General features: G+C 67.3%; 8 protein-coding genes and 1 riboswitch. Of the genes, 6 read left to right on the top strand and 2 right to left on the bottom strand.

Going from position 1 to position 13,246, the window contains the following annotated elements; translation table 11 throughout:
• The first annotated feature begins 1 nt into the window (after position 1).
• Complete coding sequence (locus tag HUJ28_08375) at positions 2 to 808, top strand: mechanosensitive ion channel (protein MBD3619475.1); 807 nt, start codon at positions 2 to 4, stop codon at positions 806 to 808.
• Between the two features lie 43 nt (positions 809 to 851).
• A complete protein-coding gene (locus HUJ28_08370; protein ID MBD3619474.1) occupies positions 852 to 3,428 on the top strand; it encodes an EAL domain-containing protein in 2,577 nt (858 codons plus the stop codon).
• Positions 3,429 to 3,452: 24 nt separating this feature from the next.
• On the opposite strand, the gene HUJ28_08365 is transcribed toward HUJ28_08370, so the two are convergent.
• Complete coding sequence (locus HUJ28_08365) at positions 3,453 to 4,310, bottom strand: SDR family oxidoreductase (protein MBD3619473.1); 858 nt, start codon at positions 4,308 to 4,310, stop codon at positions 3,453 to 3,455.
• Positions 4,311 to 4,377: 67 nt separating this feature from the next.
• Between HUJ28_08365 and HUJ28_08360 the strand changes: the two genes are divergently transcribed.
• Entirely contained in the window at positions 4,378 to 5,406 is a 1,029-nt protein-coding gene (locus HUJ28_08360) for a CDP-6-deoxy-delta-3,4-glucoseen reductase (GenBank protein ID MBD3619472.1), read from the top strand.
• A gap of 24 nt (positions 5,407 to 5,430) precedes the next feature.
• Here HUJ28_08360 and metE read toward each other — a convergent pair whose 3' ends face one another.
• On the bottom strand, positions 5,431 to 7,752 hold the full coding sequence (gene metE, locus HUJ28_08355) for a 5-methyltetrahydropteroyltriglutamate--homocysteine S-methyltransferase (GenBank protein MBD3619471.1): 2,322 nt from the start codon (positions 7,750 to 7,752) through the stop codon (positions 5,431 to 5,433).
• An 87-nt stretch (positions 7,753 to 7,839) separates the two neighbouring features.
• On the opposite strand from metE, the gene HUJ28_08350 reads away from it, so the two are divergent.
• The 3 genes from HUJ28_08350 to HUJ28_08340 all read left to right on the top strand — a co-directional run bounded on the left by HUJ28_08350 (position 7,840) and on the right by HUJ28_08340 (position 13,177).
• Positions 7,840 to 8,784: a LysR family transcriptional regulator gene (locus HUJ28_08350; protein ID MBD3619470.1), complete on the top strand. Its 945-nt coding sequence runs from the start codon at positions 7,840 to 7,842 to the stop codon at positions 8,782 to 8,784.
• Positions 8,785 to 8,816: 32 nt separating this feature from the next.
• A riboswitch (cobalamin riboswitch) is annotated at positions 8,817 to 9,040 on the top strand.
• A 167-nt stretch (positions 9,041 to 9,207) separates the two neighbouring features.
• Positions 9,208 to 12,033 carry a ribonucleoside-diphosphate reductase subunit alpha gene (locus HUJ28_08345; protein MBD3619469.1) on the top strand — a complete coding sequence of 942 codons (2,826 nt, stop codon included), beginning with the start codon at positions 9,208 to 9,210 and terminating at the stop codon, positions 12,031 to 12,033.
• A 28-nt stretch (positions 12,034 to 12,061) separates the two neighbouring features.
• Positions 12,062 to 13,177, top strand: coding sequence for a ribonucleotide-diphosphate reductase subunit beta (locus tag HUJ28_08340; protein MBD3619468.1), 1,116 nt, complete (start codon positions 12,062 to 12,064; stop codon positions 13,175 to 13,177).
• The last annotated feature ends 69 nt before the right edge of the window (positions 13,178 to 13,246 follow it).

The following is a 13,246-nucleotide window of genomic DNA, read 5'->3' as shown; positions in this document are numbered from 1 at the left end:
CATGAACGAGACGGATAAGTTCACCCAGATCTTCCAGGCCATCCGCACCGAGGCCCTGGTCGAGATCGCCCTGCTGGTCGCCGCGGCCGTATTCCTGATCGTGGTGCTCGGGCGGGTGCTGCCATGGGTGGGCAACAAGCTGCATGGCAAGCGTCGCCTGTACCTGCTGGCCAGCGTGCCGCTGCTGCGGCTGGTCATCATCCTGGTCACCCTGGTCCTGATCGTGCCGCGCATCATCGAGCCGACGCTGCAGAACATGGTGGCGGTGCTGGGCGCGGCCGGGCTGGCCATCGGTTTTGCGCTGAAGGACTACGTCAGCAGTCTCATCGCCGGGGTGGTGGTCCTGCACGAGTTCCCCTACCGCCAGGGCGACTGGATCGAGGTGGATGGGGCCTATGGCGAGGTGCGCCACGTTGGCATGCGCACCGTGGAGATCGTCACCCCGGACGACACGACGGTGTGCATCCCCCATCAGAAGATCTGGACCGACCTGATCCACAATGCCAACGACGGCGGTGCCACGCTGATGTGCGTGGCGGATTTCTATCTGGAGCCCGACCACGATGCCGCGGCAGTGCGGCATGCCCTGCATGACGTGGCCCTGAGCAGCCCCTATCTGCAACTCGATCGACCGGTCATCGTCATCGTGCAGGAAAGCCCCGGTTATACCCATTACCGGCTCAAGGCCTATCCGCTGGATGCCCGGCAGCAGTTCCTGTTCACCAGTGACCTCACCGTGCGTGGCAAGGCCATGCTGCAGGCCATGGGCGTAGCGCCCGCCCGTATCTGGTGTCCGGGGAATAATTGACCAACCCCCTCGGGATTGTGGTATATCCAGACCAGGGATGATCATGAAAACCACCACCTCGCGGGGTGGCGCGCTGCTGCTAGGCGCCGCCCTCGCCCTCGGCCCGCCCGCATGGGCGGCGCCACCCGTTCTCGACGTGGGGGTGTACGACAACCCACCCAAGGTATACGTCGATGGGCAGGGCAATCCGGATGGCCTCTTCATCGATGTGCTGAACGCCATTGCCCGGGAAGAGGGCTGGCAGCTGCGCTACCGGCGCTGCGAGTGGAACGACTGCCTGGAACAGCTGGCCGCGGGCGAGCTGGACCTGATGCCGGATGTGGCCATCACCCCCGAACGTGCCGAACGCTTCGATTTTCACCAGCAGCCCGTCACCTACAGCTGGTCGGTGGTGCTCACGCACGCCGACGCACCGCTCACCGCCTTCGCCGATCTCGATGGCCTGCGCGTGGCCCTGCTCGAGGGGGCGGTGCAGAACGAGGGCCTGTCGCGTGCCATGCACGCGATCGGTACGGCCTACACACCGCTCATCTACCCACGCTTTGCCGATGCCTTCGCCGCCGTGCGTGACGGCGAGGCCGATGCGGTGGTCACCAACAGCTTCTTTGCCGCACGCCACGCACGCGAATACGGCCTGCGCGAGACACCGCTGGTCTTCAATCCGGCCAGCCTCTACTACGCCTCCACCCGCGGCCGACACGGCGGGATGCTCGCGCGTATCGATGCCCGCCTGAGCGACTGGCGCCTGGACGAGGACTCTCCCTACTACGCCGCCCTCAAGGAGGCGATGGTGCCGGCACAGACCCCGGTGCTGCCGGCCTGGGTGCCGCGACTCCTGGTTGCCGGCCTCGGTCTGGTGCTGCTGTTCGTCGCCATCACCCTGCTGCTGCGCTGGCAGGTGGCGGTGCGCACGCGCGATCTGCGTACCGCCACCCAGCGCTTCGATCACCTCCTCACCGCCAGCCCCGTGGTGCTCTACCAGCTCGAGTATGCGAATGGTCGCGTGCGGCCGCGCTGGGTGAGTGACAACGTGCGACGCGTGTTCGGCTTCGAACCGGGACGTTTCGTCGCCGAGGACGACTGGACCCGCAGCCTGCATCCCGAGGACCGCGAGGCCGTACTGGGCAACCTCGCGGTACTGCCGGATCGCGGGCAGCTCACCCAGGAATACCGCATCCGCGATGCGCAGGGACAGATCCGCGTGGTGCGCGACGAGATGCGCTTCCTGCCGGGAGAGGGGACGACGGTGGCCGAGATCGTCGGCTCCTGGAACGACCTCACCGAGCAGCACCAGCAGGCCGAGCAGGTGCGTTTTCTCACGCATTACGACCCGCTCACCCGCCTGCCCAACCGCGAACTCCTGCGCGAGCGGCTGGAACAGGCCGTCGGCCGTGCGCGACGCGAGGACGGCCGGGTCGGCGTGATGTTCATCGACGTCGACCGCTTCAAGCTGATCAACGACGGTCTCGGTCATCCGGTCGGCGACGCCGTCCTGCGAGCCGTGGCCGATCGTCTCTCGCGACTGGTCCAGCGGGGTGACACCCTGGCGCGTGCCGGTGGCGACAGCTTCGTCCTGCTGATGGAGGACAATGCCAGCCGGCATCGTGCCGTCACCCTGGCCAACCGCATCCAGCGGCGTTTCGTCGAGCCGATCCACATCGGCGAGCAGGAACTCATCACCACGTTGAGCATGGGCATCAGTCTCTACCCGGACGACGGTGTCGCCCCGGATGAACTGCTGCAGCATGCCGAGGCCGCGCTCTACGAGGTGAAGAGTGCCGGGCGCAATGCCCATCGGTTGTACACGCCGGCGCTTACCGAAGGGCTGGCCGACCGTCTCAGCCTGGAACGCGCCCTGCGCGGGGTGGTGGCACGCAACGAACTGCTGCTCCACTACCAGCCGCAGATCGACCTGGCCGCCAACCGGCTGGTCGGGGTGGAGGCCCTGGTACGCTGGCAGCACCCGGAGCTCGGGCTGGTGTCGCCCGCGCGCTTCATTCCGCTGGCCGAGGAGATCGGTATCATCGGCGAGCTCGGCGCCTGGGTGCTGCAAGAGGCCTGTCGGCAGATGCGCGCCTGGCAGGCCGCTGGCGTGGTGGTGCCACGCGTGGCGGTGAACCTCTCGGTGCAGCAGATCGAGCGCCGCACGCTGATTCCCCTGGTGCGCGGCGTGCTGGACGACACCGGCCTGGAACCCTCGTCACTGGAGCTGGAGGTCACCGAGTCCATCATCATGCGCGAGCCGGAACGGGCGACGGCGGCGCTGTCCGGTTTCCGTGACCTGGGTATCCAGCTGGCCATCGACGACTTCGGCACGGGCTATTCCAGCTTGAGTTACCTCAAGCACCTGCCGCTGGATCGCATGAAGATCGACCAGTCCTTCGTGCGCGACATCGGCCGCGACGGCAACAGCGAGGCCATCAGCCGCGCCATCATCAGTCTCGCGCGCAGCCTGGACCTGGAAACGGTGGCCGAGGGGGTGGAGGAGGCATCGCAGCGCGAGTTCCTCCTGCGCGAAGGCTGCGACATCGCCCAGGGGTATCTCTACAGTCCGCCCGTGCCGGCGGAGGAGATCAGCCTGTCCTGGCAGCGCTGGCAGCCGGGCGACGCTCGGCGCTGAACCGGCCCCGGGCCTGGCGCGCACTCAGGTGTCGGGGTCGTCCAGGCTGGCGGCCAGTCCATCCTTCAGGCCGGGGTATCGGAGGTGGATGCCCAGCGTCTTCATCTTATCGGTGCGCATGCGCCGCGACTCGCGCACATAGGACAGCATCCCCGGGCTCAGGTGTGCCGGTGCCTCCTGCAGGGAGACACAGGGCGGGCGCGGCCTGCCCACGGCATCCGCCACCTGGTAGAAATACTCGGTCATCGTGCCCGGCTCGTCGTCCGCCACGTTGTAGATCCCGCCGGGCTCGCCATGCTCGGCCGCCGCGACGCAGACGGCGGCGAGGTCGTCGGCGTGGATGCGGTTGGAATAGGGCGCCTCGTCGGGGCAGATCACCGTCACCTGGTCGAGCCGGTCGATGGGCAGCCGGCCGGGGCCGTAGATGCCCCCCACGCGCAGGATCACCACCGGCACGGCCTCCTGCCGGCCCCAGGCCAGCAGTCGGCGTTCCGCATCCAGCCGGCGGCGGGCGCGGTCGGTCTGCGGGTTGGGTGGCGTGTTCTCGTCCACCCAGGCGCCCTGGTGGTCGCCATACACCCCCGAGGTGCTGATGTAGACGAGATGCACGGGCGCCGGCAGCCGTGTGAGCAGGCGCTGGGTGCGGGTATCCTGCTCGCCGCTGCCGGGCGGCGGGGCAAAGTGATAGACGAGCTCGGCCTCGGGCAGGGGGGATTCGTCGCTGTCGAGGTCCATGACCAGGGGCAGGATGCCCTCGGCTGCGAGTCGCTCCGCACTCGCCTGGCTGCGTACCAACCCGGTCACGTAGTCCCCGTGACGGAGATGCCTGTGGGCCACGCGGCGGCCGATGTCGCCGCAACCGATGATAAGCACAGTGCGCACGGGTTTTTATCCCTCAGGAAATAGGCGAAAATCCCCGGCCCCCGTTTCTTCACGACAAGGGTCCGGCATGAGCTTCATCGTCACCATACAACCAAGCGGCCACCAGTTCACCTGCGAAGACGACGAGACCGTCCTCGACGCCGCGCTGCGCCAGGGCTATGCGCTGCCCTACGGCTGTCGCAACGGCGCCTGCGGGTCCTGCCTGGGCCGGCTCCTGCAGGGAGAGGTGGACTACGGTGCGGTGAAGCCGCCGGCCATCAACGAGAAGGAGATCGCCGAGGGCAAGGCGCTGTTCTGCCAGGCCCTGCCGCTCTCCGACCTCGAGATCGAGGTGCGCGAGATCGGTGCGGCGAAGGACATCGTGATCAAGACCCTGCCGGTGCGGGTGATCGGGCTCAACCGGCTCAACCACGACGTGATGGAGATGCGCCTCAAGCTGCCGGCCACCGAGCGCCTGCAGTTCCTCGCCGGCCAGTACATCGACATCCTGCTCAAGGACGGTCGCCGCCGCAGCTTCTCGCTGGCCAACGCCCCGCACCAGGACGAGTACCTGGAGCTGCACCTGCGTCACGTGCCGGGCGGCGACTTCACCGATCACGTCTTCAACGAGATGAAGGAAAAGGCCCTGCTGCGCATCGAGGGCCCGCTGGGCAGTTTCTTCCTGCGCGAGGATTCCGAGCGCCCGGTGATCCTGGTGGCCGGCGGCACCGGCTTCGCCCCCATCAAGGGCATCATCGAACATGCCATCGCCCACGGCGACACCCGGCCCATGATCCTCTACTGGGGCGCGCGCGCGAGGGAAGACCTGTACCTCAACGACCTCGCGCAGGACTGGGCCGACGCGCATGCAAACATCAGCTACGTGCCCGTGCTCTCCGAACCCGGGGCCGATGACGCCTGGGAGGGACGCAGCGGTTTCGTGCACGAGGCCGTGGTCGCCGATCATCCCGACCTCGCGGGCTTCGACGTCTACATGGCCGGCCCCCCGCCCATGATCCAGGCCGCCCGCGCCGCCTTCGGCGAACGCGGCCTGCCCGATGAACAGCTCTACTACGACTCCTTCGACTACAGCGCCGACGCGAAGCAGGGCGGCTGACGCCCTGCCGCGCCGGCACCGGCATCAGGCGGTACGCTGGCGTCCCGCGTCCCCAAGCGCCCCGCGCAGGGCATTGGTGGCCGTCACCATGGCGCGCAGCGCCGCCTCCACCTCGGGCCAGCCGCGGGTCTTGAGCCCGCAGTCCGGGTTGACCCACAGCCGCTCGGCCGGGATCCGGGCCAGGGCCTTTTCCAGTCGCACGCGGATTTCGTCCACGGTTGGCACGTTGGGCGTGTGGATGTCATAGACGCCGGGCCCGATGTCGTTGGGGTAGGCGAAGTCCTCGAAGGCCTCCAGCAGGGCCATGTCCGAACGCGAGGCCTCGATGGTGATCACGTCCGCATCCAGGGCGGCGATGGCCTCGATGATGTCGTTGAATTCGGCGTAGCACATGTGGGTGTGGATCTGGGTGTCGTCCGCCACCCCGGAGGCCGTGATGCGAAAGCAGCGCACCGCCCAGTCCAGGTAGGATGCCCAGTCCTGCCGACGCAGCGGCAGGCCTTCGCGCAGGGCCGGCTCGTCGATCTGGATGATGCCGATGCCGGCGGCCTCCAGGTCGCATACCTCGTCGCGCAGGGCCAGGGCGATCTGCTCGCAGGTGCGTGCGCGCGGCTGATCGTCGCGCACGAAGGACCATTGCAGCATGGTCACCGGTCCCGTGAGCATCCCTTTCATGGGGTGGTCGGTGAGCGAGTGGGCATAGTGTGACCAGGCCACCGTCATCGCGGCCGGCCGCAGCACGTCGCCATAGATGATGGGTGGTTTGACGCAGCGCGAGCCATAGGACTGCACCCAGCCGTGGCGCGTGAAGGCATAGCCCTCCAGCTGCTCGCCGAAGTACTCCACCATGTCGTTGCGTTCGGGCTCCCCGTGTACCAGCACGTCCAGGCCCAGCGCCTCCTGTCGCTCGACCGCCTCGCGGATGCTCGCCTGCATGGCGGTCTCGTAGTCCGCCTTGCTGATCCGTCCCTGTTTGAAGGCCTGCCGGGTGCGGCGGATCCCGGCCGTCTGCGGGAAGGAGCCGATGGTGGTGGTGGGCAGCAGAGGCAGCCCCAGCCGCGCCTGTTGTGCGCGCTTGCGAACGGCGAAGGGGTGTCTGCGCCGGTCGATGTCCGCCGGCAGCGAGGCCAGGCGCTCGGTCACCTCGGGGCGATGGATGCGCGGCGAGGCGAGGCGCGCCGCGAAGGCTGCCGTGCCCTGGTGCAGGGCAGCGGCATCGGCCGGCGCGGGTTCAGGGGTGCTCGCCAGGCGCGCCAGCAGGCCCACCTCGTCGAGCTTCTGGCGCGCAAAGGCGAGCCAGGTGCGCAGTTCCCCGTCCAGTTCCGGTTCTTGATCGAGGTCCTGCGGGACGTGCAGCAGGGAACAGCTCGGAGCGAGCCAGAGACCCTGCGGGCGTCGCGCCAGCGTCTCGCCGATCCGCGCGCGGGCAGCCTCCAGGTCGCAGCGCCACACGTTGCGGCCGTCGACCACCCCGAGCGACAGTTGCCTGTAGGCCGGCAGGTGGTCGAGCACGCGCGTCAGCTGGTCGGGCGCGCGGGCCAGGTCGACGTGCAGTCCATCCACGGGCAATCGGCAGGCCAGTGCCGTGTTGTCGCCGAGGTCGCCGAAATAGGTGGTGAGCAGGGACTTCAGGCCGGGGGTCTGCAACCGGTGGTAGGTGGTCTCGAAGGCCTGCTTCCAGGCTGGCGGCAGGTCGAGCACCAGGATGGGTTCGTCGATCTGCACCCAGCTGCATCCCAGTCGTGCGAGTTCGGACAGCAGCTCGCCGTAGACGGGCAGCAGGGCGTCGAGCAGGGCGAGGCGGTCGCCGTCGTCGGCCATCTTGCCGAGCCAGAGCCAGGTGAGCGGCCCCAGGATCACCGGCTTGGCGCCCAGTCCCAGCGCCTGTGCCTCGCGCACCTGGGCGAACAGGCGCTCGCCGTGCAGGCGGAACGACTGCCCGCTGTGCAGCTCCGGGACCAGGTAGTGGTAGTTGGTGTCGAACCACTTGGTCATCTCCAGGGCAGGCGTGGTCCCGGGATCATCGGCGTGGGCGCGGCCGCGGGCCATGCGGAAGTAGCCCTCGAGCGGGTTCGCCTCCGCACCGAAGCGTGCCGGGGCAGCGCCCAGCAAGAGGGTGGTGTCGGCAACGTGGTCGTAGAGAGAGAAGTCGCCCACCGGTACCCAATCCATGCCCGCCGCACGCTGTTCCCGCCAGTGGCGTTCGCGCAGCGCGCGCCCCGCGGCCTCCAGTCCGGCCGCGTCCAGCTCGCCGCGCCAGTAGTCCTCGAGCGCGAACTTGAGTTCGCGCCGTGCGCCGATGCGCGGATAGCCCAGGTTGTGTGTCGTGATGCGTTTCGTGTCCATGCCAGATCCCCTGGTTGCATGACTTGTCGTGGGGGGCAGTCTGGCGGGATACTTTCATGGAATCCATTTCATATTTTTCAGTTATTCATGAATCCTATTCATAACCCGGTGGAGTTGCGGCACCTGCGTACCCTCGTCGTGCTGCGCGAGGCCGGCAGCCTCGTGGCGGCGGCCGAGCGGCTGCACCTCACCCAATCGGCCCTCTCGCACCAGCTCAAGGCGCTGGAACACCAGCTCGGCCTGCCGTTGTTCACGCGCAACAGCCGTCCGCTGGTCTTCACCGAGGCCGGCCAGCGGCTGCTGACGCTGGCCGATGAGCTGCTGCCCCGGGTGCGTGCTGCACACCAGGCCCTCGAGCGGCTGGCCAGCGGCAATGCCGGGCGCCTCTACCTGGCCCTGGAATGCCACGCCTGCTTCGACTGGCTGATGCCCACGCTCGACCGTTACCAGGCCGATCACCCGCAGATCGAGGTGGATCTTACCCTGTCGTTCCCTGATGCCACCCTGTCGGCGCTGGCGCGGGGCGACATCGATCTGGCCATCACCGCCGATCCGCAGCTGCGACGGGATGTGACCTACCGCCCCTTGTTTCGCTACGAGAACGTGCTGGTGATATCACCCCGTCACCGACTCGCCGCGGTGGCTCACGTACGTCCGCAGGACCTGCGCGACGAGATGCTGGTGACGTATCCGGTCGCGGCCGAGTATCTGGACATCTGGTCGCGCTTTCTGACCCCGGCGGGTGTTGCGCCGGCCGAATGGCGCCGGACCGAGCTCACCCCCATGCTGCTGCAGCTGGTGGCCAGCGGACGCGGCGTGGCCGCACTGCCACGCTGGGCGGTGGCCGAAGAACTGGACCGGGGCTACCTGCTTGCCCGGCCGCTCGGACCGCAGGGTCTGCAGGCCACCCTCCATGCCGCCATGCGCAGCGGCGAGGCCGGCTTGCCGCACCTGGCGGCCTTTGTCGAGCAGGCGCGGGAGACCTGTCTCGCCCGTCTCGCCGATGTGCACCCAGTCCAGGAGGGCGACTGACGGGGAGCTTGCGAATCGGCTAGAACCCCTATATCTTGTGCCCAAGCTCAGGTTGTACCCCTATCCCTAGGGGTGCAGGCAACAGGGAACCCGGTGAGAATCCGGGACTGACGCGCAGCGGTATGGGGGAACGAAGGTCGCAGGGTACGTCGCCAAGGGCGTACCGGGCACTGTCCACACGGGATGGGAAGCCGCGACCGTAGGTTCCAGGTGATGCCCCCGAGTCCGAAGACCTGCCTGAGCCCGGCGGCCGATTGGTCGCCCGACCCTCGCCTTCGCGTAACAGGCGTCGGGGTTGGAGGCCCGTGCCCGGCTCGAATGCGGAAACGACCGATCCTTCAATCCCCCCGCAGCTGTCATGTGTGAGGCGCCGATACCCGTCGCAGCGATGCGGCGACTCCGAACGGACCCTGGGAGGCGCAGATGCACACCGAACAAATCGACTCGACCCCGCGGACGGCTGTCACGGCCCCGCTCGACTCCATTCCCCGACCCGAGATCGGCTCGTCCCATCCCCAGGTGATACGGCGCAACGGCAGTGTCACGGCCTTCGATGCGGGCAAGATCAGTGTCGCCCTGACCAAGGCCTTCCTGGCCGTGGAGGGTGGTCAGGCCGCGGCATCGAGACGCATCCACGAGACCGTTGCGGGCCTGACGGGCGATGTGGCCGATGCCCTGCTGCGGCGGTTGCCGGCGAACGCGACCCTGCATATCGAGGACATCCAGGACCAGGTGGAACTGGCCCTGATGCGCAACGGCCACCACAAGGTGGCGCGGGCCTATGTGTTGTACCGCGAACAGCGTGCCCGGGAACGTCAGGCCACGGACGCCGATGGCCCACCCAGTGGCGGGACACCGGCGCTGGGCATCCGCCTGGCAGATGGCAGCGTGCGCCCCGTGGACCATGCCCGGATCGAGGCCCTGCTGGCCGGGGCCTGCGACGGACTCGATGGTGCAGACCCGGCACGCCTGCTATGCGAATGCCACCGTAACCTGTTCGACGGCATGAGCGAGGCCGACCTGGGCAATGCCCTGGTGATGAGTGCACGGGTGCTGATCGAGCAGGACCCGGACTACTCGCAGGTGGCGGCCCGCCTGCTGCTGGACAAGCTGCGCCACGAGGCGCTGGCGTTTCTCTCCGGCCACCCTGCCGACGCCACGCGCGCGGCCATGACAGAGGTCTATCCGGCGTACTTCGCGGACTATCTGGCCCGCGGGATCGAGCGCGAGCTGCTCGATCCCGAGCTGCGCCGTTTCGATGTCGACCGCCTGGGACAGGCCCTGCGCCCCGAGCGTGACGAACAGTTCACCTACCTCGGTCTGCAGACGCTCTATGACCGTTATTTCCTGCACAGCGACGGTGTGCGCTTCGAACTGCCCCAGGCCTTCTTCATGCGCGTGGCCATGGGCCTGGCCATGCACGAGATCGACCGCGAGGCACGAGCCATCGAGTTCTACGAGCTGCTGTCGTCCTTCGATTTCATGTGCTCGACGCCGACGCTGTTCAACTCGGGTACCCTGCGGCCGCAGCTGTCGTCCTGCTATCTCACCACCGTGCCCGACGACCTGGAGGGCATCTACAATGCCATCCGCGACAACGCGCTGCTGTCGAAATTCGCAGGCGGGCTGGGCAACGACTGGACGCGTGTGCGCGGGCTGGGGGCCCATATCAAGGGCACGAACGGCAGCTCGCAGGGTGTGGTGCCATTCATGAAGGTCGCCAGCGACACGGCCGTGGCCGTGAACCAGGGCGGCAAGCGCAAGGGTGCGGTCTGCGCCTACCTGGAGACCTGGCATATCGACATCGAGGAGTTTCTCGAGCTGCGCAAGAACACCGGCGACGACCGCCGCCGCACCCACGACATGAACACCGCCAACTGGATCCCCGACCTGTTCATGAAACGTGTGGCCGAGGAGGGCGAGTGGAGCCTGTTCTCCCCCGACGAGGTGCCCGATCTGCACGACCTGTACGGCGCGGCATTCGAGGCACGCTATCGCGAGTACGAGGCGCAGGCCGCCCGCGGCGAACTGCGGGTGCACAAGCGGGTCAAGGCCGTCGACCTGTGGCGCAAGATGCTGGGCATGCTGTTCGAGACCGGGCATCCCTGGATCACCTTCAAGGACCCTTGCAACCTGCGTTCGCCGCAGGGCCATGTGGGCGTGGTGCACTCGTCGAACCTGTGTACCGAGATCACGCTGAATACCTCGGACCACGAGATCGCCGTGTGCAACCTCGGCAGCGTCAACCTGGTGCGGCACATGGTCGACGGCGCGCTCGATCAGGACAAGCTGCGGCGCACCGTGCGCACGGCCATGCGCATGCTCGACAACGTCATCGACTACAACTTCTACAGCGTGCCGCAGGCGCGCCGCTCGAACCTGCGCCACCGCCCGGTCGGCCTGGGACTGATGGGATTCCAGGACGCGCTCTATCTCGCCCGCCTGCCCTATGCCTCCGAGGAGGCCGTGCAGTTTGCCGACGTCTCCATGGAGGCCATCAGTTACTACGCGATCGAGGCCTCCAGCGACCTGGCCGTCGAGCGCGGACGTTACGCGAGCTTCGAGGGCTCCCTCTGGAGTCAGGGCATATTGCCCATCGATTCCATCGCGCGACTGGCGGCCGAGCGTGGTGGCTATCTCGACGTGGACCGGGAGACGCGTCTCGACTGGGAGGCCCTGCGTGAACGCGTGCGCAGTCAGGGCATGCGCAATTCCAACACCATGGCGATCGCGCCCACCGCCACCATCGCCAACATCTGCGGCGTGTCGCCATCCATCGAGCCCACCTACCAGAACCTGTTCGTGAAATCGAACCTCTCCGGCGAGTTCACCGTGGTCAACCCGTACCTGGTGCGCGATCTGAAGACGCTAGGGCGCTGGGACGAGGTCATGATCAACGACCTCAAGTACTACGACGGATCGGTCGCCGCCATCGACGCCGTGCCCGCAGAGCTGCGCGCGCTGTATGCCACCGCCTTCGAGCTGGATCCACGCTGGCTGGTCGAGGCCGCCGCGCGCCGGCAGAAGTGGCTGGACCAGGCCCAGTCCCTCAACCTCTACCTGGCCGAGCCCTCGGGTCGCAAGCTCGACGCGCTGTACAAGCTCGCCTGGGTGCGCGGCCTGAAGACCACTTACTACCTGCGATCCATGGGCGCGACCCACGTGGAAAAGACCACCGGGCCCGCCGCCGAGGGCGAGGCGCCAAAGGCCTGTTCGATCACGGACCCGGATTGCGAGGCATGTCAGTGATGCCCCAAACAAAGACGGAGATACATACATGTTGAACTGGGACGATCCGATTGCAGCCGTTACCGGCCGCGCGGCGCGGGTACCGCCTGTTTCAGCCGAGGATCAAGCGGCTCCTGGAGATGCGAAGGCCGATGCGCGCCCGCGCCCCGTGAATGCCGACGACAAGCGCGTGGTCAACGGCCTCACGGACATCAACCAGCTCGCGCCCTTCAAGTATCCCTGGGCGTGGAACTACTTCATCAATGCCAATCGCAATCACTGGACGCCGCTCGACATCAACATGGCCTCCGACGTGCACGATTACCACCATCGTCTGACCATGGAGGAACGGCACGTCTACGAGAACGTGCTCGCGTATCTCACCACCTCCGACATCCTGGCCATGCGCAACATCGGCCTCGCGGTGATGGAGAAGATGAGTGCACCGGAACTGCAGATCTACCAGGCGCGCCAGGTCTACGAGGAATCGCTGCACACCTGGACCTACCAGCACTGCATCGAGACCCTCGGTCTGGACCAGCAGGAGATCTACAACCGCTACCGAGTGGTGCCGGAGATCCATGGCAAGATTCGCATCGCCAACCGCCGCCTCGAGTCGGTGATGCGTGCGGACATCGATCTCACCCGGCGCGACGACCTGATGGATTTCCTGCTCGCCTACATCTTCTTTGCCGGCGTGTTCGAGGGTTGCTGGTTCTACAACGGCTTCACCCCCGTCTTCGCCCTGCAGCGCCGCGGGCTCATGAAGGGAAGCGCCGAGCAGCTGCAGTACATCATGCGCGATGAGGTCATGCACGTGAGCTTCGGCATCCGGGTGGCGAAGCAGATCATGCTGGAGGAGAACATCCGGCCCGAGGCGCGCGTCATGGAAGAGATGTGGGCCGAGGCGGAGGCAGCGGAGGCGGCCTATGCACGCTACCTGCTGCCCGATCCGATCCTCGGCTACAGCGCCGACATGCACAGCGCACAGTTCCGTTTCGTGGCCAATCGCCGTGCCCGCCAGCTCGGCCTGGACGAGCCGTTCCCGGGTGCCGAGAACGTCCTGCCCTGGCTGGACGAGCAGTCGAATCTGAGGAAGGAGAAGAACTTTTTCGAGACGCGGGTCACCGAGTACCAGACCGGTGGCGCACTCAGCTGGGATTGAGGCATGGGCAGGCACGCACCCGGGATCCCGGGTGCGCGACGGGCGCCGTGGTGAACCGGCCGCGCCGGG

Source organism: Chromatiales bacterium, assembly GCA_014762505.1.
Taxonomy (GTDB): domain Bacteria; phylum Pseudomonadota; class Gammaproteobacteria; order SpSt-1174; family SpSt-1174; genus SpSt-1174.
Note: the sequence above shows the minus strand (reverse complement) of the source record. Positions and strands in the feature narration are given on the sequence as shown.